This is a genomic window from Agrobacterium sp. DE0009 (assembly GCF_007680755.1).
GTDB classification, from domain to species: Bacteria; Pseudomonadota; Alphaproteobacteria; order Rhizobiales; family Rhizobiaceae; genus Agrobacterium; species Agrobacterium tumefaciens_B.
Window position 1 is genome coordinate 857,594 of sequence record NZ_VEIU01000001.1, and the last position, 23,208, is coordinate 880,801.

The 23,208-nt window shown below is 59.9% G+C and carries 25 protein-coding genes and 1 pseudogene; 22 read left to right on the forward strand and 4 right to left on the reverse strand.

Annotated features, from left to right (window positions below; all coding sequences use genetic code 11):
• Positions 1-15: 15 nt before the first annotated feature.
• The 12 genes from FS804_RS04340 to rarD all read left to right on the forward strand — a co-directional run bounded on the left by FS804_RS04340 (position 16) and on the right by rarD (position 10,434).
• Positions 16-327 (forward strand): type II toxin-antitoxin system ParD family antitoxin, encoded by a 312-nt coding sequence (locus FS804_RS04340; protein WP_144575003.1) that lies wholly within the window; start codon positions 16-18, stop codon positions 325-327.
• A complete protein-coding gene (locus tag FS804_RS04345) occupies positions 266-574 on the forward strand; it encodes a type II toxin-antitoxin system RelE/ParE family toxin (protein WP_246665845.1) in 309 nt (102 codons plus the stop codon). Before FS804_RS04340 ends, FS804_RS04345 begins: the two co-directional genes overlap by 62 nt.
• A 6-nt stretch (positions 575-580) precedes the next feature.
• On the forward strand, positions 581-1,987 hold the full coding sequence (radA, locus tag FS804_RS04350; protein ID WP_063951057.1) for a DNA repair protein RadA: 1,407 nt from the start codon (positions 581-583) through the stop codon (positions 1,985-1,987).
• Between the two features lie 89 nt (positions 1,988-2,076).
• Positions 2,077-2,664 carry a CvpA family protein gene (locus FS804_RS04355; RefSeq protein ID WP_063951056.1) on the forward strand — a complete coding sequence of 196 codons (588 nt, stop codon included), beginning with the start codon at positions 2,077-2,079 and terminating at the stop codon, positions 2,662-2,664.
• 138 nt (positions 2,665-2,802) lie between these two features.
• Complete coding sequence (gene purF / locus FS804_RS04360; RefSeq protein WP_006700146.1) at positions 2,803-4,311, forward strand: amidophosphoribosyltransferase; 1,509 nt, start codon at positions 2,803-2,805, stop codon at positions 4,309-4,311.
• 146 nt (positions 4,312-4,457) lie between these two features.
• Positions 4,458-5,198 (forward strand): SDR family NAD(P)-dependent oxidoreductase, encoded by a 741-nt coding sequence (locus tag FS804_RS04365; RefSeq protein WP_144575010.1) that lies wholly within the window; start codon positions 4,458-4,460, stop codon positions 5,196-5,198.
• Positions 5,199-5,409: 211 nt separating this feature from the next.
• On the forward strand, positions 5,410-6,795 hold the full coding sequence (gene cysS, locus FS804_RS04370) for a cysteine--tRNA ligase (protein ID WP_144575014.1): 1,386 nt from the start codon (positions 5,410-5,412) through the stop codon (positions 6,793-6,795).
• A 259-nt stretch (positions 6,796-7,054) separates the two neighbouring features.
• Positions 7,055-7,423 (forward strand): endonuclease domain-containing protein, encoded by a 369-nt coding sequence (locus tag FS804_RS04380; RefSeq protein ID WP_144575017.1) that lies wholly within the window; start codon positions 7,055-7,057, stop codon positions 7,421-7,423.
• Entirely contained in the window at positions 7,420-7,896 is a 477-nt protein-coding gene (locus tag FS804_RS04385; protein WP_144575020.1) for a GFA family protein, read from the forward strand. The genes FS804_RS04380 and FS804_RS04385 overlap by 4 nt, the downstream gene beginning before the upstream one ends.
• Entirely contained in the window at positions 7,893-8,351 is a 459-nt protein-coding gene (locus FS804_RS04390) for a GFA family protein (RefSeq protein ID WP_144575023.1), read from the forward strand. The genes FS804_RS04385 and FS804_RS04390 overlap by 4 nt, the downstream gene beginning before the upstream one ends.
• Before the next feature lie 3 nt (positions 8,352-8,354).
• Entirely contained in the window at positions 8,355-9,311 is a 957-nt protein-coding gene (gene pip / locus FS804_RS04395) for a prolyl aminopeptidase (RefSeq protein ID WP_144575025.1), read from the forward strand.
• A 214-nt stretch (positions 9,312-9,525) separates the two neighbouring features.
• Positions 9,526-10,434: an EamA family transporter RarD gene (gene rarD, locus FS804_RS04400; RefSeq protein WP_063951050.1), complete on the forward strand. Its 909-nt coding sequence runs from the start codon at positions 9,526-9,528 to the stop codon at positions 10,432-10,434.
• 126 nt (positions 10,435-10,560) lie between these two features.
• On the opposite strand, the gene FS804_RS04405 is transcribed toward rarD, so the two are convergent.
• On the reverse strand, positions 10,561-10,830 hold the full coding sequence (locus tag FS804_RS04405) for a hypothetical protein (RefSeq protein ID WP_246665846.1): 270 nt from the start codon (positions 10,828-10,830) through the stop codon (positions 10,561-10,563).
• A 187-nt stretch (positions 10,831-11,017) separates the two neighbouring features.
• Complete coding sequence (locus tag FS804_RS04410) at positions 11,018-11,638, reverse strand: TIGR00730 family Rossman fold protein (RefSeq protein WP_063951048.1); 621 nt, start codon at positions 11,636-11,638, stop codon at positions 11,018-11,020.
• A gap of 156 nt (positions 11,639-11,794) precedes the next feature.
• On the opposite strand from FS804_RS04410, the gene FS804_RS04415 reads away from it, so the two are divergent.
• From FS804_RS04415 to FS804_RS04435, 6 genes and pseudogenes are all read left to right on the forward strand, one after another.
• Positions 11,795-13,840 (forward strand): LysM peptidoglycan-binding domain-containing protein, encoded by a 2,046-nt coding sequence (locus FS804_RS04415; RefSeq protein ID WP_144575028.1) that lies wholly within the window; start codon positions 11,795-11,797, stop codon positions 13,838-13,840.
• A 109-nt stretch (positions 13,841-13,949) separates the two neighbouring features.
• Positions 13,950-15,836, forward strand: a complete 1,887-nt coding sequence (locus tag FS804_RS04420) for an ABC transporter ATP-binding protein/permease (RefSeq protein ID WP_144575031.1) — start codon at positions 13,950-13,952, stop codon at positions 15,834-15,836.
• Positions 15,837-15,987: 151 nt separating this feature from the next.
• Positions 15,988-16,698: pseudogene (locus tag FS804_RS04425) on the forward strand (phosphatidylserine decarboxylase); the annotation flags it as partial.
• 23 nt (positions 16,699-16,721) lie between these two features.
• On the forward strand, positions 16,722-17,591 hold the full coding sequence (gene pssA, locus FS804_RS04430; protein ID WP_063951120.1) for a CDP-diacylglycerol--serine O-phosphatidyltransferase: 870 nt from the start codon (positions 16,722-16,724) through the stop codon (positions 17,589-17,591).
• Positions 17,592-17,761: 170 nt separating this feature from the next.
• Positions 17,762-17,893 (forward strand): hypothetical protein, encoded by a 132-nt coding sequence (locus FS804_RS25350; protein ID WP_256366749.1) that lies wholly within the window; start codon positions 17,762-17,764, stop codon positions 17,891-17,893.
• Between the two features lie 373 nt (positions 17,894-18,266).
• Positions 18,267-19,559 carry a PleD family two-component system response regulator gene (locus FS804_RS04435; RefSeq protein WP_144575037.1) on the forward strand — a complete coding sequence of 431 codons (1,293 nt, stop codon included), beginning with the start codon at positions 18,267-18,269 and terminating at the stop codon, positions 19,557-19,559.
• A 208-nt stretch (positions 19,560-19,767) separates the two neighbouring features.
• On the opposite strand, the gene FS804_RS04440 is transcribed toward FS804_RS04435, so the two are convergent.
• Both FS804_RS04440 and FS804_RS04445 read right to left on the reverse strand, forming a co-directional pair.
• A complete protein-coding gene (locus FS804_RS04440; RefSeq protein ID WP_144575040.1) occupies positions 19,768-20,529 on the reverse strand; it encodes an SOS response-associated peptidase in 762 nt (253 codons plus the stop codon).
• A gap of 10 nt (positions 20,530-20,539) precedes the next feature.
• Positions 20,540-20,863: a YnfA family protein gene (locus FS804_RS04445; RefSeq protein ID WP_144575042.1), complete on the reverse strand. Its 324-nt coding sequence runs from the start codon at positions 20,861-20,863 to the stop codon at positions 20,540-20,542.
• Between the two features lie 118 nt (positions 20,864-20,981).
• Here FS804_RS04445 and FS804_RS04450 point away from each other — a divergent pair, with 118 nt between their 5' ends.
• From FS804_RS04450 to FS804_RS04465, 4 genes are all read left to right on the forward strand, one after another.
• The gene (locus tag FS804_RS04450; RefSeq protein WP_144575045.1) at positions 20,982-21,398 is read left to right on the forward strand and encodes an NUDIX hydrolase; all 417 of its coding nucleotides are present in this window, start codon (positions 20,982-20,984) and stop codon (positions 21,396-21,398) included.
• Positions 21,399-21,495: 97 nt separating this feature from the next.
• Positions 21,496-21,930, forward strand: a complete 435-nt coding sequence (locus FS804_RS04455) for a TIGR02301 family protein (RefSeq protein WP_144575048.1) — start codon at positions 21,496-21,498, stop codon at positions 21,928-21,930.
• 105 nt (positions 21,931-22,035) lie between these two features.
• Entirely contained in the window at positions 22,036-22,293 is a 258-nt protein-coding gene (locus tag FS804_RS04460; protein WP_006314521.1) for a hypothetical protein, read from the forward strand.
• Between the two features lie 14 nt (positions 22,294-22,307).
• The gene (locus tag FS804_RS04465; protein ID WP_144575051.1) at positions 22,308-23,078 is read left to right on the forward strand and encodes a hypothetical protein; all 771 of its coding nucleotides are present in this window, start codon (positions 22,308-22,310) and stop codon (positions 23,076-23,078) included.
• The last annotated feature ends 130 nt before the right edge of the window (positions 23,079-23,208 follow it).

Consider the following 23,208-nt stretch of genomic DNA (forward strand, 5'->3'; position numbering starts at 1 on the left):
CAAAAGGAGATCGAAATGCCCGAAATCCATTTGAGCGAGCAGGACGAGAAGTTCATCGAAGAGCAGGTGGCGGCTGGTATCTTCAAGGATGCGGACGCGGTGGTATCCGCCGGTTTGCGCCTGCTCGGCAGTAATGAAGGCAAGCTCGTAGAGCTTCAGCGACTGATCCAGGAAGGGCTGGACGATGTGGAAGCCGGCCGGGTGATGGAATTTTCCACGGCGGATGATTTAACCGCACATATCATAAAGCTCGCGGGGGAACAGAATGAAGCGAAGGCGTCTGGTGGTCACCGCACGGGCACTGGACGATCTTCTCGCCGATCATAATTATATCGCGCGATTCAATCCCGTTGCTGCTAGGCGCTTTCTGGAAGACATCAACGTCAAAATGATCTCGCTCGCGCGATACGGGATAACAGGTGTGCCTCGGAGCTTCGCGCCGAATTTGCGGGCTTTCCCCTATCGTGATCGATGCATCTATTTCATCGTCGACGACAAGAAGATGTGTGTGCTGCGCGTGCTGCATGGCCATCAAGACGTTTCCGCCGACGATTTCAAACAAGAAGAAAACTGACAAAACATGGCCAAAGCCAAGACTCAATTCGTGTGCCAGAACTGTGGCACGGTGCATAACCGCTGGGCGGGAAAATGCGAAGGCTGCGGCGAATGGAATACCATCGTCGAAGAGGACCCGATGGGCGGCATCGGTTCCGGGCCGGGCAAGGCGCCCAAGAAGGGCCGGCCTGTCACGCTCACCTCACTTTCAGGTGAAATCGAGGAGGCGCCGCGCATCCCGACCGGCATCAGCGAGCTCGACCGGGCGACCGGCGGCGGTTTCGTGCGAGGCTCGGCGGTTCTGATCGGCGGCGACCCGGGCATCGGCAAATCGACGCTCCTCATGCAGGCGGCGGCCGCCCTTTCGCGGCGCGGCCATCGCATCATCTATGTCTCGGGCGAAGAGGCGGTGGCGCAGGTGCGCTTGCGGGCGCAACGTCTCGGCGCTGCTGACACCGATGTGCTGCTGGCGGCGGAAACGAATGTCGAGGACATTCTGGCCACGATCTCCGAGGGCAAGCGGCCCGATCTCGTCATCATCGATTCAATCCAGACCCTGTGGAGCGATACGGCCGATTCCGCTCCCGGCACGGTGACGCAGGTGCGCACCGGCGTGCAGGCGATGATCCGCTTCGCCAAGCAGACGGGTGCGACCATGGTGCTTGTCGGCCACGTCACCAAGGAAGGGCAGATCGCGGGGCCGCGCGTGGTGGAGCATATGGTCGATGCCGTGCTTTATTTCGAGGGAGACCGCGGCCACCATTACCGTATCCTTCGCACCGTCAAGAACCGCTTCGGGCCGACCGACGAGATCGGCGTCTTCGAAATGTCGGATCGCGGCCTCAGGGAAGTGTCCAATCCATCGGAACTGTTTCTAGGGGAACGCAACGAAAAATCGCCAGGCGCTGCGGTTTTTGCCGGCATCGAAGGCACCCGCCCCATACTGGTCGAGGTCCAGGCGCTGGTCGCGGCGACCTCGCTCGGCACGCCGCGCCGCGCCGTGGTCGGTTGGGACAGTTCCCGCCTCGCGATGATTCTTGCCGTACTGGAGGCGCATTGCGGGGTGAAGCTTGGCCAGCACGATGTCTATCTCAACGTCGCCGGCGGCTACCGGATTTCCGAACCGGCCGCCGATATGGCGATTGCGTCTGCGCTGGTTTCCTCGCTTGCCGGTCTTGCCCTGCCCGCCGATTGCGTCTATTTCGGCGAAATCAGCCTGTCGGGTGCGGTGCGCCCGGTCTCGCATACGGGCCAGCGTTTGAAAGAAGCGGAAAAACTCGGCTTCTCCGCCGCACTTCTGCCTTCTGCTTCGGCTGAATTGCCGAAAGGCGGCAAAGGGCGCTGGACGGAAATTGAAAGCCTTCCGGACCTCGTGGCCCGCATCGCCGGCTCCGGCAACCGGTTCAAACAGGTTGAGGACGACGAATATTGATCCTTTCGCCAAGGGAAACAGTGGTGTAAGAGGATCGCAAAATTGGCAAGGCAGCGTCTGACAAGGCGTCGCACCTCCGGAGTTGGTATATGCCCATTACAATTTTCGACGGCATCGTCATCGCCGTTGTTCTTTTCTCCGCCCTTCTTGCGATGGTGCGCGGTTTTTCACGCGAAATCCTGTCGATTGCGAGCTGGGGCGGCTCGGTCGCCGCTGCCTATTATCTTTATCCGGTCCTGCTGCCTTATGCGCGCAACTATACCGATGACGACAAGATCGCCATTGCCGGTTCTGCCGGTGTGGTTTTCCTCGTCTCGCTGATCGTCATTTCCTTCATTACCTCGCGTATTGCGGATTTCATCATCGACAGCCGCATCGGCGCACTGGACCGTACGCTCGGTTTCCTGTTCGGCGCAGCGCGCGGGATTTTGCTGCTGGTCGTCGCGGTCGCTTTCTGGAACTGGCTGGTGGACGTGAAGACGCAGCCGGAATGGGTGACCCAGGCCAAGTCCAAGCCTTTCCTCGACGGGCTGGTGGGCAAGCTGGAAGCGGTTTTGCCTGACGATATCGAACCGCAGATCCGCTCGCGAATCCTTGGCAAGCCGCCGGAGCCGACGACAGCGCAGACGCCTGCGGAAGATGTGCCGGCAACAAATCAACCGGCAACGAATAATTGACACAGTGTCGCGTCTTGCAATGCATGCAAGGCGCGCTATTTGTGCTAAATATCAAGCACGACACAGACGGACTGACCGGGAGAGATACTCGCCGGCGAGGTCTTTCTTTTTTCTCGGTAGAGAGCAAGGGCAAGCCGCATGATTGAGCCGCTTTCGCATTCCAAGTTTCCTGAGGCCACTTTCAAGGAAGAGATCGACGGCGATACGCTGCATGAAGAATGCGGCGTTTTCGGCATTCTTGGCCATGCCGATGCTTCGGCGCTGACCGCGCTTGGCCTGCATGCGCTGCAGCATCGCGGCCAGGAAGCAGCCGGCATCGTCTCCTTCGACGGCAAGCGTTTCCACCAGGAACGCCATATGGGCCTCGTCGGCGATCATTATACCGATCCCGCAACCCTTGCCCGTCTGCCCGGCTCCATCGCGATTGGCCACACGCGTTATTCCACGACAGGCGAAGTGGCGATGCGCAACGTGCAGCCGCTGTTTGCCGAGCTGGAAGAAGGCGGCATTTCCATAGCCCATAACGGCAACTTCACCAACGGCCTGACGCTTCGCCGCCAGATCATCGCCACCGGCGCGATCTGTCAGTCGACGTCCGATACCGAAGTCGTGCTGCACCTCATCGCGCGCTCCCGCCACTCATCCACCGCCGATCGTTTCATCGATGCCATCAGGCAGATGGAAGGCGGTTATTCGATGCTGGCGATGACCCGCACCAAACTCATTGCCGCGCGTGACCCGATCGGCATCCGCCCGCTGGTCATGGGCGAGCTGGACGGCAAGCCGATCTTCTGCTCGGAGACCTGCGCTCTCGATATTATCGGCGCGAAATTCGTCCGCGACGTTGAAAACGGCGAAGTCATCATCTGCGAGATCCAGCCTGACGGTTCGATCACCATCGATGCGCGCAAGCCGTCGAAACCGCAGCCGGAGCGTCTCTGCCTGTTCGAATATGTCTATTTCGCCCGCCCCGATTCCGTCGTTGGCGGACGCAACGTCTACACGACGCGCAAGAACATGGGCATGAACCTTGCCAAGGAAGCCCCGCTCGAAGCCGACGTCGTTGTCCCGGTTCCCGATGGCGGCACGCCGGCAGCGCTTGGTTTTGCGCAGGAAAGCGGTATTCCCTTCGAATACGGCATCATCCGCAACCATTATGTGGGCCGCACCTTCATCGAGCCCACCCAGCAGATCCGTGCTTTCGGCGTCAAGCTCAAGCATTCCGCCAACCGGGCGATGATCGAAGGCAAGCGCGTGGTGCTGGTGGATGATTCTATCGTGCGTGGCACGACCTCGGTCAAGATCGTCCAGATGATCCGCGAGGCTGGCGCGAAGGAAGTTCATATCCGCGTCGCCAGCCCGATGATCTTCCACCCCGATTTTTACGGCATCGACACGCCTGATGCCGATAAGCTGCTCGCCAACCAGTATGCCGACGTCGAGGCGATGGCGAAATATATCGGCGCCGATTCGCTGGCGTTCCTCTCGATCGACGGACTTTACCGGGCCGTTGGCGGTGAGAACCGCAATCCGGCGCGGCCGCAGTTCACCGACCACTATTTCACCGGCGATTATCCGACCCGCCTCCTCGACAAGAATGGCGAGGCGATGGGCAGCAAGATTTCCATGCTGGCCAGCAACGGCTGATAAGCGCGATACAAGAAGCGGCCACCGGTCTCCGGCGGCCGCTTTTTTCTTGCCTTTCATTTGGCACGCCAGCTGCGACAATTTAATTGCTTGCAGCGGGCGGCTGCGGCTTCGTAGAAGAAGGCGCAATCATTTCGGGGGAGACCATGACTATCGATCTCAAGGGGCGCATCGCTCTTGTCACCGGCGCGTCACGCGGCATCGGCTATTTCACGGCGCTGGAGCTGGCCAAGGCCGGCGCCCATGTCATCGCCTGCGCCCGCACGGTGGGCGGCCTTGAGGAGCTGGACGACGCCATCAAGGCTGCCGGCGGCACCGCGACGCTGGTTCCCTTCGATCTCTCCGACATGAAAGCCATCGACGCGCTGGGCGCGAATATCTACGAGCGCTGGGGCAAGCTGGATATCCTCGTTGCCAATGCCGGTGTCCTCGGCGTCATCTCGCCGGTTGGCCATATCGAGGCGAAGGTCTTCGAAAGAGTGATGAACATCAACGTCACGGCCACCTGGCGGCTGATCCGCTCGGTCGAGCCGCTGCTGATGAAATCGGATGCCGGCAGGGCATTGATCCTGTCTTCAGGAGTGGCCCATAGCTGTCGTCCCTTCTGGGGCGTCTATTCCACGTCGAAGGCCGCCGTTGAAGCGCTCGCCCGCACCTGGGCCGCGGAAACGGAAAAGAGTGCGTTGCGCGTCAACAGCATCAATCCGGGCGCGACGCGCACGGCGATGCGCGCCCAGGCCATGCCCGGCGAAGATCCCGCCACCGTGCCGCATCCTTCCGAGGTGGCAGCGGCCATCCTGCCGCTTGCTTCGCCCGATCTCAAAGAGACCGGCAAGCTCTTCCTGGTCCGGGAAAACCGGTTCGTGGATTACCGTCCGCCGGAGTGATGCCGGTCAGCGGATCAGCCAAAGTGACGAGAGAAACGCTTGACCGCGCATGACCGCCGCGCCATAACGCAAGTCATGAAAACGACGATCTGCACCTGCTGCTGAAATAATTTTGCTGGTTCGCCACCGGCCGGCTCGTTTTCGTCTCCCGCAAGGTCTTACAGACAAACGGCCCGGTCCGCACAACTGACTGCCTTTAGGGAATCGCCGCATGTCCTTGCGCCTGAAACTTCACAACACGCTGACCCGCGAAAAGGCGGAATTTGCGCCCATCGATCCTGAAAATGTGCGCATGTATGTCTGCGGCCCGACCGTTTATGACTTTGCCCATATCGGCAATGCGCGCCCCGTGATCGTGTTCGATGTTCTCTTCCGGCTGCTGCGCCATGCCTACGGCGAAAACCGCGTTACCTACGCCCGCAACATCACCGACGTCGATGACAAGATCAATGCGCGGGCGCTGCGGGACTATCCGCATCTGCCGCTCAACGATGCCATCCACGCCGTGACGGAAAAGACGGCCGACCAGTTCCATCAGGACGTCGCGGCGCTGGGCTGCCTTCAACCAAGTGTCGAACCGCGCGCGACCGACAATATTGCACAGATGATCGATATCATCGAGAAGCTGATCGCACGCGGCCATGCCTATGCGGCCGGTGGCGAGGTCTTGTTCGACACTCGCTCCATGGCGGATTACGGGCAGCTTTCGAAGCGTCCGCTGGACGAGCAGCAGGCGGGCGCGCGCGTGGCGGTGGACGCCCACAAGAAGAACCCCGGCGATTTCGTGCTGTGGAAGCTTTCCTCCGACAACGAACCCGGCTGGGAAAGCCCCTGGGGCCGCGGCCGCCCGGGCTGGCACATCGAATGCTCGGCCATGTCCGGCCGCTACCTCGGTGACGTTTTCGACATTCACGGCGGCGGGCTCGACCTCATCTTTCCGCATCACGAGAACGAAATCGCCCAGTCCCGCTGCGCGCACGGCACGCATGTCATGGCCAATGTTTGGATGCATAACGGCTTTGTGCAGGTGGAAGGCCGCAAGATGTCGAAGTCCGAAGGCAACTTTGTGACAATCTATGAATTGCTCCACACGGACAAATTTGGCGGACGACGATGGCCGGGCGAGGTTCTGCGCCTTGCGATGCTGATGACCCATTATCGCGAGCCGATCGATTTCTCGGTGAAGCGTCTGGAAGAGGCCGAACGCCTGCTCGCCAAATGGCCGGTGGCAGAAGCGTCAGATGCCGCGCCGGATGAAACCGTGCTGGAGGCGCTCGCAGACGATCTCAACACGGTCGCCGCTGTTCAGGCGCTCCATGCTCTCGCCCACGCCGCCAACACCGATGCATCCAGACTGCCCGCCTTCGCGGCCAGCGCCGCTCTGCTCGGCGTCCTCCCGAAGAAGGCGGAAATGGATGAGGCCATTGTTTCGGCGGTCAATGCTCTGGTGGAATTGCGTCTGGAAATGCTGAAGGCGAAGAACTTTGCGGAAGCTGATCGCGTTCGCGATGAGCTTGCGGAAAAGGGTGTTCAGCTGAAGGACGGCAAGGATAAGGAAACGGGTGAGCGGACGACGACGTGGGAGTTGAAGCGCTAGGCTTGCATTGGTGGCCGGGGTTTACCCCCCTCTGCCCTGCCGGGCATCTCCCCCACAGGTGGGGAAATCAATCGCGGTTATCGCACGCCCATCTTTAACGTTGCGGATGAGGCAAGGAACGTGCTTCTTGCCGATCTCCCCACCTGTGGGGGAGATGCCCGGCAAGGCAGAGGGGGGCCAGACGCTCACCACAATCCGCTTGCGGTTTTGAATTACCTCAACCAATCTGAGGCAAAGCAGCTAAACGGCGAGCCAAATCATGCCGCATGCAGACGTAGACCCGGTGCATCGCAAATATGCGAAGCAAACGCGTAAAGTAATGACGGATGCCGAGCTAAAGCTCTGGAATGCTATTCGAGCCCATCGCCTTGAAGGCTTGAGTTTCCGCAGGCAAATGCCGATTGCCGGTTTTATCGTCGATTTCGCCTGTTCGGATCATCGCCTCGTCGTCGAAGTGGACGGTTCTCAACATACATCTGATGCAGCACTACGCTACGATCAGGAAAGAACTGCGCGGCTTGAAAAAGACGGCTGGAACATCTTCCGCTTCTGGAACCACGAAGTCCTCACCGACTTAGATAATGTCTGTCTGCACATTATCAGGACAATCAGGGAGGACCGAATATGACGACATATACGGGTGGATGCCAGTGCGGCGCGGTTCGATTTCGTGCCGTGGGCGATCTCAAAGACAGCTCCGTCTGCCATTGCCGCATGTGCCAGAAGGCGTTCGGAGCCTATTATGCGCCGCTGGTTTCCGTTCGCGAGGTGGAATTCGAGTGGACGCGGGGAGAGCCGAAGCGGTTTCAGTCTTCGAGCGTCATCAAGCGCGGATTTTGCTCCGAATGCGGAACGCCCCTCACCTATGAAGCGCCGGATGGCATGGCGATTGCGGCCGGTGCCTTTGACGATCCGTCGGCATTTCCGCCCACCATTCAGTGGGGCGTAGAGCGGAAGGTCGCCTTCGTGGATGACATCCACACCCTGCCCGCCGTTCCGACGGAAGACGACCTGACCTCAGTCGACTACCTTGCCAACCTCGTCTCCTATCAGCACCCCGACCACGACACCGAAAACTGGCCACCGGAGAACAGACAATGAGCGAAACGGGTTTTTCCGGGGGCTGCCAGTGCGGCGCCGTGCGGTTCCATGCGGGTAAGCTCGGCAGGCCCTCCATCTGCCACTGCCGCATGTGCCAGAAACATTTCGGAAATTTCTTTGGCGCCCTTGTGACTGCCGATCAGGCACATCTGACTTGGACGCGCGGCCAACCGTCCCTTTTTCGCTCGTCGCAGAAAATCCATCGCGGTTTCTGCAACAAGTGCGGCACACCTCTGACCTATCACTATCCTGGCGGTGTCGAGATCGCCATCGGCGCTTTCGATCATCCTGAAAAGATCGAACCGCAGGTGCAGGTCAATGTCCACAAGCGGATGCCGTGGATCGAGCAACTCTTCTCCAAACTGGCAGTCGAACAGGGCGTTGACGAGGCCGAAATCACCTCCTACCAACACCCGGATCATGACACGGCCGAGTGGCCGCCTGAGGAACGATAAAACATGACTGAAGAACTGCGCGGCCTCTATCCCCAGATCGAACCTTTCGAAACCGGCATGCTCGATGTCGGCGACGGCCATACCATCTATTGGGAAAGAGTGGGGACGCGAGGTGCGAAGCCAGCGGTTTTTCTGCATGGCGGCCCCGGCGGCGGCGTGAACCCGACGCATCGCCGGGTGTTCGATCCGGATCTATACGATGTCATCCTGTTCGACCAGCGCGGTTGCGGCCGCTCCACGCCGCATGCGGAACTTGAAGCCAACACCACATGGCATCTGGTTGCCGATATTGAACGGCTGCGTGAACTCTGCGGGTTCGAGAAATGGCTGGTATTCGGCGGCTCCTGGGGCTCGACGCTGGCGCTTGCCTATGCGGAAACCCATCCCGACCGCGTCAGCGAACTCGTTCTGCGCGGCATCTACACCGTCACTAGGCCTGAGCTGGACTGGTATTACCAGTTCGGCGTTTCCGAGATGTACCCGGATCAATGGGAAAAATTCATCGCGCCTATCCCAGAGTCCGAACACGGCCAGATGATGCAGGCCTATAACCGTTATCTTACCGGCACCGACGAGGTGAAGAAGCTCGAATGCGCCAGGGCCTGGAGCCAGTGGGAGGGTGCGACCATTGCGCTTGTCACCGATCCAGACCGTGTCGCGGATTTCGGTGAGGACAAATATGCGATTGCTTTCGCGCGCATCGAGAACCACTTCTTCGTCAATGGCGGCTGGCTGGAAGACGAACAATTGCTGCGGAACGCCGGCAGGCTGAAAGATATTCCCGGCGTCATCGTGCATGGGCGTTATGACATGCCCTGCCCGCTGAAATATGCCTGGCAGCTCGCCAAGGCATGGCCGAAAGCGGACTTCCATATCATCGAAGCCGCCGGACACGCCATGACCGAGCCGGGCATTCTTGACCAGCTGATCCGCGCCAATGACCGGTTCGCCGGAAAATAGGCAGTCCTTTCAGCGCCTTGGCGCGAAAAGGTTAGAGAATGATTCACTCGGGATCTGCTGCGGGAATCACGACCTCAGCCATTATCCAGCTCATTTCCGTGGCAAGGCGCCCTTTATTCGTGCAGTTATTCTCATGAATGCTTCACGGAAATGAATTGGCTCACGCCAATTTGATCCGATATAACGGAGCATCCCAACAAGTGGTGGTACTCCCATGGCACTCGACAAAACGCTCCCGGCCCAAGAGGGCGGCGATAGCGCGCGCGGTTTTGCTTTCGCGCTTTCAGCCTATCTCCTATGGGGCTTCCTGCCCATCTATATGAAGGCGGTTGCGCATATCTCGCCGATCGAGGTGATCGTTCATCGTGTCGTCTGGTCGGTGCCGATCGCCGCAGCGGTGCTTATCGCAATCGGGCGTACATCGGAGATCCGGAGTGCGCTGAGAAACCCGAAAATGCTGGCCATGGCGAGCCTGACGGCCGCCCTCATCAGCGTGAACTGGGGCATTTATATCTGGGCAATCGGCGCAGGACGGGCGCTCGATGCCGCACTTGGGTATTTCATCAATCCGCTGTTCAGTATCTTCCTCGGCGCAGTGCTGCTGAAGGAGAAGCTCTATCCGGCGCAGATCGCCGCCATCGGCCTCGTCGCCGTAGCCGTGGCCATCCTCACCTGGCATGCGGGCAGCCTGCCCTGGGTCTCCATCGCGCTCACCGTTTCATGGGGCTTTTACGCCTTCTTCCGCAAGACCTTGCCGATCGGCGCCACGCAGGGCTTCCTGCTGGAAGTCATGCTGCTGTCCATCCCGGCCGTGCTGGTCATGATCTGGCTGGCCTTTAGCGGACAAGCCCATTTCATGGGCGGCAATTCCGCCGATACATGGCTTCTGGCGGCGAGCGGCGTGATCACCGCTGTCCCGCTTATCCTCTATGGCAACGGCGCAAAATTGCTGCGGCTATCGACCATCGGCATCATGCAATATATCGCGCCGACGATGATCTTCCTCATCGCAATTTTCATCTTCAAGGAACCCTTTGATACGGTGCGCATGGCCGCCTTTGCGATGATCTGGGCAGCGCTTGCGATCTACACCGCCTCAAGCCTGATGCGGCTCAAGAAGTAAGCTGTTCAGACCTCTTCCCCCGTCATAACGGGGGGACTAATTCAGTAATCCACCAGCAGCTGCTGCGCGCCCACTTCTCCAAAGTGGGGTTTGACACCAAGCAGGCCGGCTGTCTGAGCGATGATCTCACGCGTCATCGGGGCGGCTGTCGATGCCGCCGTGCGTCCACCGTTCACCCCAGTCCTCGGCGCATCGATCATGGTGCCCATATTGAACGAGGCGCGCCGCGGCGACGGCGTAAATCGCAACGAAGACAGCGATCACGAGCGCAAGCCGCGTCTTAGCCTCCGCCCGGCGGCGGGCGACCGAACCGAACACGACCACCCTACCCCGCAGCGGGTTTCTCTTGATAATGAAATGCGTCCGGCTCTTCAGCCGCATTACAAAAGCAATCATTGCCGATGACACCCACCCGAGGCGGCGGAGCAAAATTCCGCGATAACCAACGCCTCGGAGACGGTGACACAGGATCAGTCGCTGGGCCACGAAAACGACCGGCGGCAAAAGGCCGCCGTTAAATCTATATTAATATACATTTAAAGTTGTAACGTTCCGCCCAAATGGCCGTTAACGATTGCTCGCTCTAGAGGCGGGAAATCACCGAAGGATCGCCATCGGGGTTCTGCTGCGCCAGCGCCCTGTCGATGATGGCGGGCACGATGTCCTTCACCTCATCGACGATGAGCGGGTTGAGAAGGTGCGCGCGATGGATGAAGCCCTGGTCGCGCATATGCTGCACGAGTTCCAGCATCGGGTTCCAGAAACCGTTGATATTGGCAAAGACCATTGGCTTGGCGTGACGGCCGAGCTGTGCCCAGGTCATGATCTCCACGATCTCTTCCAGCGTGCCGACGCCGCCCGGCAAGGTTACGAAAGCATCCGAGCGCTCGAACATCATATGTTTGCGCTCATGCATGTCCTTGGTGATGACAAGCTCGTTCAATTGTCCGAGAGAATGGCGTGTTGCCTCCATGTCGACCAGAAATTCCGGTATGATGCCGGTCACTTCGCCGCCATTGGAAAGGACGCCGCTGGCAACCGCGCCCATGATCCCCTTGGTACCGCCGCCATAGACGAGGCGAATGCCGTTTTCGGCAATGGCTTTCCCAAGCGCGCGGCCTGCTTCCATATGGGCGGGATCACGTCCGGGCTGGGAGCCGCAATAAACGCAGATGGATCGAATCGTTGTATTTTTGTCCGTCATGCAGGGAAGGAACTATGCGCGCTGCGGCACGTCAAGAAAATTTGGGAAATCCCTTGCAAATATGGCCTTTTGGCCACACGCCGCTTGTCTGTCGCAAGGTAAGACGCTAGCAATCTCAACTCATGTTCAAAGCTTGGAATAGCCGGAGCGCACAGGATGAAAAGTAACAAAGCCGGTTTGCTGGCGCTGATCGTGCTGGGAATTGCCTCCCTGCTCATGATCTTTTTCGTCCTGCCGCGGATTTCGAACGACGGCAAACCCATCGGTGACGCCATCAACGAGGCCGGCAACGCCGTAAAGAACAGCGTTGAAATGGGCGCTGACAAAGCGGGCGACATCCTCTCCGACGCAGCAGAGGAAACGGCCAACATCGCCGACAAGGTCGGTCGTCGCGCCGCCTCCGCTACACAGTCCATCAAGGATCTCTCGGGCCTTTTCGCCGACAACAAGGTTCCTTCCGATGCTGATTTCGCTGCCGCCCGCAAGAAGGTCGAGGCCTCTCTGAAGGAACTCACGAATATCGACATCCCCGAGTCGCTGGATGAAACGACATCGCGGCTCATTACCACCGCCCGCGCTGCGGCCGAACGCACAACGGCGTTCCTGCGCGGCCTGCCCGACAGTGCAGCAGCGGCGGCGGCACAGGTGCGCCGCCTGGCCGGTGTGTTCGCGGGCACAGACGATGGTGCGCCAAGGCCCGTTCAGCCGGTTGCGCCTTCAGCACCGACGCAAACACAGGCTCCGGCGCAGACCCCGGCTGGCAGCAGCGCCGCGCAGGCGACCACCGGCGCGCCGACGTTCGACGTCTTGCGTGTGGAGCCTGATGGCTCGGCCGTGATTGCAGGCAAGGCACAGCCCGGCGGTAAACTCGAGATTTTGAGCAACGGCAAGGTCATCGCCGAGACGAAGATCGATGGAAGCGGCGATTTCGCTGCCGTCTTCGACAATCCCCTGCCGCCCGGCGACCACGAACTGGTGCTGCGCTCCACGGACGCAAACGGCAAGGCCACGCAGTCCGAAGAAGTGGCGACGGTCTCCGTGCCGCAGAACAAATCCGGCGAACTGCTGGCCATGGTTTCAAAACCCGGCGAGGCAAGCCGGGTGCTGGCCATGCCGGACGCTGCCCCGGCGGCACTCCAGCCACAGGCGACGGCCGCACAGCAGCCGGCAGCGACGACCGGGAACAGCGCAAATGCCGCCACCGCCCCGGTCGCGGGCAGTGCACCTTCTGCTGCTGCACCGCTGACCTCGAGCGTCCAGGTCACCGCCGTCGAATTCGAAGGATCGAAAATTTTCGTGGCCGGCTCCGCGCCAGCCGGTTCGACGGTCCGCGCGCTCGTCGATGAGACGGAAATCGGCAAGACCGCGACAGAAACGTCGGGGCATTTCGTGATCGAAGGCAATGTGGAGCTGGCTGTCGGCAGCCATATCGTCACCGTCGAAGAGCTGAATGCGGATGGCACCGCCAAGGTGCGCGTGCGCGTTCCTTTCGAGCGGCCGCAGACCGACCAGGCGACCGTTGCGATGCAGGCTCCCTCCGCCTCGCCAGCGGCCACGACATCAGCGGCACCATCGGAAAACCAGAGCACGGCGAGCGACCGCGCCGCTTTTGAAAAGCTGCGCGACGATGTTGCCAAGGCTTTTGGCATTCTCTCCAATCTATACCGGGATCAGGCGACGCCCGCGCTTGATCAGGCGATCGCAGGCCGCTCGGCAGTCGTGATCGCGCTGAAATCGCTCTCCGAGTTCCGCACGGCCGCTGCAACCGAGCCTGCCTTCACGGCCTTTGTTGGCGATATCGCGGCCAAGGCGCGTCAGGTGCAAGCGACGGTCGAGGCATGGCCGAACGATGTCGCAGCCATCGGCAAGGGCATCGCCGCGCTCGCAAGCCGCCTTGCCGAACTGCACATTACCGCGCCCGCTGCTCCTGCTCCGCAGGCACCTGCCGGCCCGCAGACCTTCGAACAGGCACCGCTCGCCGAGAGCCAGAACAGTGTCATCATCCGCCGGGGCGACACGCTGTGGCAGATTTCCCGTCGCGTTTACGGACAGGGCGTGCGTTACACGACGATCTACCTCGCTAACGAGGACCAGATCAAAAACCCTGACCTGATCGAGCCCGGCCAGATTTTCGGCGTGCCGAAAGAGGCGCTGCCGAATGCGGAAGAACTCCACCGCAAGCGGCTGAAGAGCGGCTCCTGACCATTGACGCGTTGCAGTAAGCCCGCAACGACCCTATCTGTGACACGCGCGGCGGCTTGAGCAAAGCCGCCGTCCTGCTGTCGGCTTCCGGCAGTGACCGGAGAGAATGATGGCCAAGACCAAAAAAACGATTTCAGCGGATTCCAGCAATCCGACCCAGACCCTTATCAATCTTTGGCCCTATATGTGGCCCGAGGGTCGGTGGGACCTGAAGATGCGGGTCATCTGGGCAACGATATTTCTGGTCGTTGCCAAGCTGGTGCTGATCGCCGTTCCCTATTTTTTCAAATGGGCGACCGATGCACTGAATGGCAAGCTCGATATGGCGGGACTGGTTCCGGCCTTCCTGCTCGGCGCTGTGGCGCTCGTCATTGCCTATAATCTGACGCGGCTGATCCAGATTGGCCTGAACCAGCTACGCGATTCGCTTTTTGCCAGCGTCGGCCAGCATGCCGTGCGTCAACTCGCCTACAGAACATTCGTTCACATGCACCGGCTTTCGCTGCGTTTCCATCTGGAACGCAAGACCGGCGGGCTGTCGCGGATTATCGAGCGTGGCACCAAGGGCATCGAGACCATCGTCCGTTTCACCATCCTCAACACCGCGCCGACCTTCATCGAATTCCTGCTGACGGCCATCATTTTCTGGGCCTCCTACGGCTTCTCCTATGTGCTCGTCACCGTCGTCACGGTGTGGGCCTATATCTGGTTCACCGTGCGGGCCAGCAACTGGCGTATCGGCATCCGCCGCGCCATGAACGACAGCGATACCGACGCCAATACCAAGGCGATCGACTCGCTTCTGAATTTCGAAACGGTCAAATATTTCGGCAATGAGGAGATGGAGGCGCGACGTTTCGATGTCGCCATGGAGCGATACGAAAAATCAGCGATCTCCATCTGGACGTCGCTCGGCTGGCTGAACTTCGGCCAGGGCGTGATCTTCGGCATCGGCTCCACGATCATGATGGTCATGTCGGCGCTGGCCGTCCAGCGGGGCGAACAGACCATCGGCGATTTCGTCTTCGTCAATGCGTTGCTTCTGCAGCTTTCGGTGCCGCTCAATTTCATCGGCTTCGTCTACCGCGAAATCCGCCAGGGGCTGACCGATATCGAGCAGATGTTCGATCTCCTGGAGGTGGAAGCGGAAGTGACCGACAGTCCGGATGCAAAACCGCTTGCGGCTGGCCCGGGCGCCATCTCCTTCCGTGACGTGCATTTCGCCTATGACCCGGAGCGTCCGATCCTGAAGGGCATCTCTTTCGACGTGCCAGCGGGCAAGACGGTGGCGATCGTCGGCCCTTCGGGTGCGGGAAAATCCACGATCTCGCGGCTGCTCTATCGCTTCTACGACATTCAGGAAGGCTCCATTACCGTCGACGGGCAGGACATTCGCGACGTGACGCAAAAGAGCCTGCGCTCCGTTATCGGCATGGTGCCGCAGGACACGGTGCTGTTCAACGACACGCTGGCCTACAATATCCGCTATGGCCGCCCCTCCGCAACCGACGAAGATCTGAAAGCGGCAGCGGATGCGGCGCAGATCAGCGCCTTCATCGGCAAGCTGCCGGAGGGTTACGCGACGATGGTCGGCGAACGCGGCCTGAAGCTATCCGGCGGCGAAAAGCAGCGCGTGGCAATTGCACGAACGATCCTCAAAGCGCCGCCGATCCTCATTCTCGATGAGGCGACGTCGGCCCTCGATACGCATACCGAGCAGGAAATCCAGAGCGCCCTCGACATCGTCTCGAAGAACCGGACGACGCTCGTCATCGCCCACCGCCTTTCCACGGTCATCCACGCAGACGAAATCATCGTGCTGAAGGACGGTCTGATCGCCGAACGGGGCACACACGCCTCACTGATGGCTCAGAACGGTCTCTATGCCTCGATGTGGAGCCGCCAGCGCGAGGCAATCCGGGCGGAGGAGATGCTGCGCCATGTGCGCGAAACCGACGATCTCGGCGTCATCGATCGTGGCGAGCACGCGCATTGAGGCGCATAACCCCTGGTAACCGGGGCTCATGGCCCCCGGCCCATTGCCGGGCGGCCCTTTTGGCTGTAACCAGCTAGGCAAAATTTGTCGCAATGCCGTGTGGATCGTGTCGTATCACGATCACATATAAAGGCGACAGAGGAAAACCGGAGCAAGGAATCTCATGAATCTGTTCGACACCATTCGCAACACCATCGTACCGATCCACAAGGAAGGTTATGTCTTCGTGGCGGCCTTCTTCGTCGCTTCGCTGGTGCTCGGCTGGATCGCCGAACCGCTTTTCTGGGTCGGCCTCGTTCTGACGGCCTGGTGCGCGTACTTCTTCCGTGACCCCGAGCGCGTGACGCCGCAGGATGACGATCTCGTCATCAGCCCTGCCGATGGCCGGGTATCTGCCGTGCAGAGCGTCGTTCCGCCGCTGGAACTGGAACTCGGCAAGGAACCGCTGGTGCGCATCTCGGTGTTCATGAACGTGTTCAACTGCCATGTGAACCGTTCGCCGGTGCGCGGTCGCATCGTCAATATTGCTTACCGTCCTGGCCTTTTCCTCAACGCTGAAGTCGACAAGGCGTCCGAGGACAATGAGCGCAACGGTCTGGTCATCGAGACCTCGCATGGCAAGGTCGGCGTGGTGCAGATTGCCGGCATGGTCGCCCGCCGTATCGTGTGCTGGGTGAAGCCGAATGAACCAGTTGATGCCGGAGAGCGTTTCGGCCTTATCCGCTTCGGTTCGCGCCTCGACATCTTCCTTCCCGCTGGTTTCGAGCCGCGCGTATCGGTCGGCCAGACGGCAATTGCCGGTGAAACCGTGCTTGCCGAATTCGGCTCGGCCAAGGGTCCGGTTCTCAGCCGCCGCGGCTGAGGGTAAACAGGAAGGGCATGCGCATGGAAACGTCGATTTCGGAGACGCAGCAGAACGGAAAAGCCGATGGCCGCAGCGACAGCGGCCGTGGCCCGCGACTGCGCGAAATTCCCTTTCGTCTTCTGGTTCCCAATCTCATCACCGTTCTGGCGATCTGTGCGGGCCTGAGCGGCGTGCGCCTTGCTTTCGAGGGGCGTTTCGAACTCGCCGTCGGCATGGTGCTGCTCGCGGCTTTCCTCGATGGCGTCGACGGCCGTGTCGCCCGCATGATGAAGGCGACATCCAAATTCGGCGAGCAGATGGATTCGCTTGCCGATATCGTGAATTTCGGCGTCGCCCCTGCCCTCGTCGTTTACGCTTATCTGCTTGATCAGGCGCGTTCCATCGGCTGGATCGCCGCGCTCATCTATGTCATTGCCGCCGGCCTGCGCCTGGCACGTTTCAACGTCATGATCGAGCGCCCGGTGAAAGCCCCCTGGCAAAATGAGTTCTTTGTCGGCGTGCCGGCGCCTATGGGCGCAATGCTGGTGCTTCTCCCGGTCTATCTTGGCTTTCTCGGCGTCGAGCCGGACAAGCCTTTCGCTTACGTCGCCGCCGCCTATACGGTGCTGATCGGCTACCTTCTCATCAGCCGACTTCCGGTCTGGTCTGGCAAGTCCGGCACCAGCCGCATCCGTCGCGACCTGGTGCTGCCGATGATCCTCGTCGTCGTTCTCTATGTCGCGATGCTCATGAGCTTCACATGGGAGGTTCTGGTGCTGACGGTTGCTGCCTACCTGGTCTTCATCCCCATCAGTGCCCGCCTCTGGCACCGCCGCTACGGCACCCTGACGATCGAGGAAGACGGCCATGATGATTCCAACGGTGGTAACGGTCTCGACCGCAGCATTTAAAACCGAAGGTTGATTTCTCTCCAGCCAAGCCGGCGGAGGGTGTGACGCAAAATGTCGCAGACTTGAAAGCCGGCTTCGTTTTTCTTCGCCTCGAATCCGTCAAGATTAGCCGCGAAAGAAATGGCTCACACGCATCGCAGAGGCGTTTGGCGTGAACCGTGGAGAGAGACATGACGAACGAGACGAAGGCACAGCCGCAGGTGAAGCCGGACCTCAAAAGCCACTACCGCCCGCTCGGGCTGAAGGCCGTTGCGGCCGCCGCCCTGATGCTGAAGCGCAAGCCTGCCGCTAAAACCGCCTGAAAAAACCTGCTTTTTTGAAGCCGGCAGGCAGCGGGATTTTTCAGCGGCGAATAAATCCTGACGCATCATCAGCAGTGACGCGGCGCCTTTAGGGCGCCGTTTTATTTTTCGCGCTCCAAAGTAGTGAAGATAACCGCCATTCATAGAATTGGCCAGATTTTGTAACGAAGACGCAAGGAAAATGCAGTACAAAACCCGCCTTCGACAAGAAGGCTATACGCGCACAGGCGTGTAGATTAGGGATACAAAAACTTTTCCATTCCGAATTTTCCCAAATAAACATAAGTCGAGCCTCGAATTCGCGGAGACGCGGATGAGGGAAATTCGGCGATGGGAAAGCCGGGGGACAGGCCAGGGGGGCTTGGGGACGGCCATGCAGGACAAAATCCTTCTGATTGAAGATTCCGTTGCTCTTTCCATGCTGCTGAAGACGCGGCTTTCGGAGGAAACGGAAGCCGCGATTTTCCATTGCGACAGCATGGCGGCGGCCGATGCGCTGATGCAGGCCCATGATTTCACGCTGGCGCTGACGGGTCTCAATCTGCCCGACGCGCCCAAGGGGGAAATTCTGGCACTTCTATCCGGGCGCAAGGTGCCGGCGATCGTTTTCACCGCCACCGTGGACGACGAGGCGCGCAAGCGCTACGCCGAAAAGAAAATCATCGATTATATTGTCAAGGACGGTCATCGCACCGTCGATGCGGTCGTGCGAACCGTCCAGCGTATTTTGAACAACAAGCTCTTTTCGGTTCTCGTCGTCGATGATGTGCGTGCGGCACGCTCCGGTCTCGTCGAAATTCTCGAGCGGCAGAATTTCAGGGTCAGCGAGGCCCACTCGGGCAAGCAGGCGCTGGAAATCCTGGCGCAGGATCCGACGATCCAGCTCGTCATCACCGATTATCATATGCCCGACATGGACGGCTACGAACTGACGCGCCGCATCTGCGACAGCCGCTCGTCCGAGGATTTGCGGGTGATCGGTATCTCTTCCTCCACGGACCGCCTGCTTTCGGCGAGCTTCCTCAAGGCGGGCGCATCTGATTTCGTCTACCGCCCCTTCGTGCCCGAAGAACTGCAATGTCGCATCGATAACAATATCGAGACCTTGAAGCAGCTGAAGCGGCTGCGCGAGCTGGCAGAACGCGACCACCTCACCGGGCTGCCAAACCGTCGCTCCTTCTTTGAGCGGACGCGGGCGTTGATGGAGGTCATCAATGAAACTCACGAATGTGGCGCCGTCGCCATTCTCGATATCGACCACTTCAAGAAGATCAACGACACGCTGGGACACGATGCCGGCGACAGGGCGTTGAAAAAGCTGGCCGAACTTCTGCATACCATGTGCGACGAGCAACAGCACATCCCCGCCCGCCTTGGCGGCGAGGAATTTGCCGTGTTCCTGCGCGGGCTGGATGCGCATGCCGCTTATCAGTTCTGCGAGGAGCTGCGGGAACAGGTGGAAAAGAACGGCCGGCAACTGAGCGGCAGCAGCCTGGCGCTGACCATCTCCCTCGGCGTGGTGGAGATCGAAAAGGGCGAACCCTTCGACAACCAGCTCAACGCCGCCGACCAGTTGCTCTACCTCGCCAAGGCAAATGGCCGCAACCGCGTCTATTCCGACATGATGATCACCGAGGGACTGCAGAAGATCGGGCGGAACGGCTGATTGTCTCTGAAGTCTTCTATGGGACCGAGCAAGTGCCACTTGTTTCTTTTCCCCGCCGGGGAGAAGTCCTCGGCAGCGGGATCAGGGGGCAAGCTCTCCGCATATCTCTACCGTAGCCCCCTCACTGACCCTTCGGGCCATCTTCTCCCCGGTGGGGAGAAGAAAGAGGCGGCTCGCTCAGCCCTCGTCATTGGCCTCGCGAGACACCTCAAAACAGCGACATCTGGCCCTCGTCCTTTGCCGGCTTGATCTTTGGCAGCGGCACGCTTTCCGGTACTGGCAGCAGGAGGTCCGCCCCGATATTCGCGACCTTGTTGACCTTGTCCGACACGGGAATCATCTCGAAAAAATCCTCCTGCACCGGCCGCATCAGGTCCGCGACGTCGCGTGGCTCCTGGGTCTTGCAGTCCAGCCAGCGGCTGAAATCCTCAGGCGCTATGACCACGGGCATCCGATCGTGAATACGGCCGATCGTCACATTGGCGGCGGTGGTTAGGATGGCGCCTGTATCGACCTCCGAACCATCGGCGGAGGACCAGGTTTCCATGAGGCCGGCGAAGGCGACGATGCCGCCTTTCTTCGGGCGGATGAAATAGGGCTGGGGTTTGCCGCCCTCCTCCTTCAGCGGGCGTCGCCATTCGTAAAAGCCTGTGGCCGGCACGAGAACGCGGCGATGGCGCATGGCGGCACGAAAAGACGCCTTGTCGATCGCCGTTTCCGAACGGGCGTTGATCAGCAGCGGAAAATCCTTGGGGTCCTTGACCCAGCCCGGCAGAAAACCCCAGCGCACCAGCACGGCGCGACGGTTGGGCAGGTTGCTGCCGCGCTCCTGCCGCTCGCCTTCCATGACGATCAGGATAGGCTGCGTCGGCGCGATGTTGTAACGGGCGGGAAATTCTTCGACGCTGATGAGATCGAGAAAGTCGGCGATCTCCTCAGGCGTTGCTTCCAGTACAAAACGTCCGCACATGGTTTTGTCCTCAGCCTCTTGGTCCAAACAGGATGATGGCGGTGCCAGCAAGGCAAACAGCCCCGCCGGCAATATCCCACCTGTCCGGCGCATGCCCTTCCACGCCCCACAACCACAAAAGCGAGGCGGCAATGTAGATCCCGCCATAGGCGGCATAGGCCCTGCCGGCCGCCTCGGTCGGCACCAGCGTCAGAAGCCAAGCGAAAGCGGCCAGCGCCACCATGCCGGGCAACACTATCCAACCGGTCTTGCCGAGTTTCAGCCAGACCCAGACGGAAAAGCAGCCGGCGATTTCGGCAAGAGCCGCCAGAACGTAGATAAGATAGACCTTCATTCGACCGTCTTTTGCATGCACAAGACTATAACGATTGGCGCGAATACCGGAATCGATTTTTCGAGCCATGATGCCACTATAGACAGGCCGGAAACGGCCAAAACAAGCGAAACCATTCATGACCTTTCGTATCAAGCCCCGCGCCGCCTCCTCCGCCATTGTCAGGAATGGAGACCGGCTGCTTCTGGTGCGGCGCATCAATCCGCCCTCGAAAGACATGTTCGCCTTCCCGGGTGGGCGGGCCGAAGAGGGGGAAACCCCGGCGGAGACGGCCCTGCGCGAACTGCACGAGGAGACCGGCATCGTGGCGCGCCGGCCGCAGCTTTTCGCGACCTATGACCTTCCATCGCGTGATGGTGAAGGCAGGCTGACGAGCCATTTTTTTCTGTCCGTCTTTACCGTGGAAACGGATGCCGATCCGCTGGTCACGGTCGGCGATGACGCGGCCGATGCCGGATGGTATACGCTCGGCGAAATCCGCCTCCTGCCGGCGCCGGAAAGCGTCGTCGAATGTGCGGAGCGGCTGCTTGCGTGATTGCCAGCCAACCAGAATCGCGATTATCTAGGCGTATCGGCACGCCGGATGGTCGCGAGCCAACAGTTCACGAGTATGTGTGGGGCAGAATAGAATTTTGATGCGGCCAACCATTTTCCTGTCCCTTTTCTTGACCATGCTTGTTATCGGGCAAGGAGAGGTTGCGCAGGCGCAGCCCTCCAAGGCCGTTTCTCCGCCACCCGCGGTGGAGGCAGCGCCGCCCAAGCCTGCGCCCTATGACGACAAGCTGGCACGGCTGTCTGAAATATTGGGAGCGGTGCAATATTTGCGAACCCTGTGCCCTTCCTCAGGACCGGAGGACTGGCGCAAGTCGATGAGCGACCTGCTGGCTGCGGATACGGCCAGCGAACCCGAACGACGCCAACGTATGACGGCCGCATTCAACCGTGGATATCGCTCTTTTGCGGCCATCCACACCAGTTGCACCCGCGCCGCCATCATGGCAGAAGAGAGCTACCGTAACGAAGGGGCAACACTCGCGCAGGAAATCGCGTCCAGGTTCGGAAATTAAAGGTTTATTAACCTCTTTTCGCCGCAGCCCGTGCCGTTTTGATAAAAGGCTGCTAGTGTTGTTAACAGGGTGGTAAGGACTTGCCCGCCCTGTCGAGGATGAAAAATGCAGACAAGCCGTAACGAAATCGACGATATGATCGTGCATGAAAAGATGCAGGTCGCTCTGGAACACCAGAACGAGGCATGGGCCGACGGCATGGCTGACGGCATCGAGCCGGAGATTATCGCCGATGCCGCGATTGCTCTGGCCATGCGTGAAACCATCCGGATTCACGGTGAGGCGGGCGCTGAGGCAATGCTGGAATCGCTGCGCCAGCGCATGCTCCAGGGCGAATTTTCGCCGCAGCGGATCATACAGTAAAGCCGGGGTCTATCATGTCTTGCCTGAGCAGGAGCCTGTTGCGCTCTTCCGCCCTGCTGTTCATCGTGCTTTCCCTGACCGCCGGGCCACTTGGCCTGCCGCGCAGTGCCTACGCCCTCTCGGAGCTGAAGCCGGCGCAGAAGAACGAAAGCGAACCTCAAAAGCAGGGTGGTGAACAGCCGCAGCAGACACAGCCTGCCGAGCCTGACGAAGTTGAGGGCGATTCGGACGGCATTCCCCTGCCCGACCCGTTGGTCGACCGATCCGCTGGGCAAACAAACCCGCAAACCTCCAAGCCCGCCGATAACAGCCCTGAAATGTCCGTTGTGATCGAGCACGACATTTCCAAGGCGCCCGAGGCGGTTCGCAAGCTGCGCCAGCAGATTATCGATGCGGCGTCTTCGGGCGACATCGAAAAGCTTCGGCCTTTTATCGCCGCCGGTCAGAAGGAATTCCGCATCGACGGCAATGACGCCGAAGACCCGATTGCGGCGTTGAAGAGCTATTCCGGCGATCCCGATGGCCTGGAGGTGCTGGCGATCATCATCGACCTGTTGTCGACCGGTTATGCGCATGTGGATGCGGGTACGCCCGACGAAGCCTATGTTTTCCCTTATTTTGCCGGGAAAGCGCTGAATACGCTGACGGCGCCTGAGAAAGTCGAGCTTCTGCGCATCATCACGGCTGGCGATCTCGCTGACATGCAGGAATATGGCAACTACAGCTTCTATCGCATCGGCATTTCGCCTGACGGCAAGTGGAAGTTTTTCACCGCGGGTGATTGATCGCATCGCAGTGCTTGCCGTTATCGGCCAAAAATCCTAACTGTGCGGAATGAGCGTCCGGCATCGGCATCTGTGCTCTTGGGCACATGTGCTCTTGCAAAGGACGCATTGTCTCGACGAACCAGGGTGA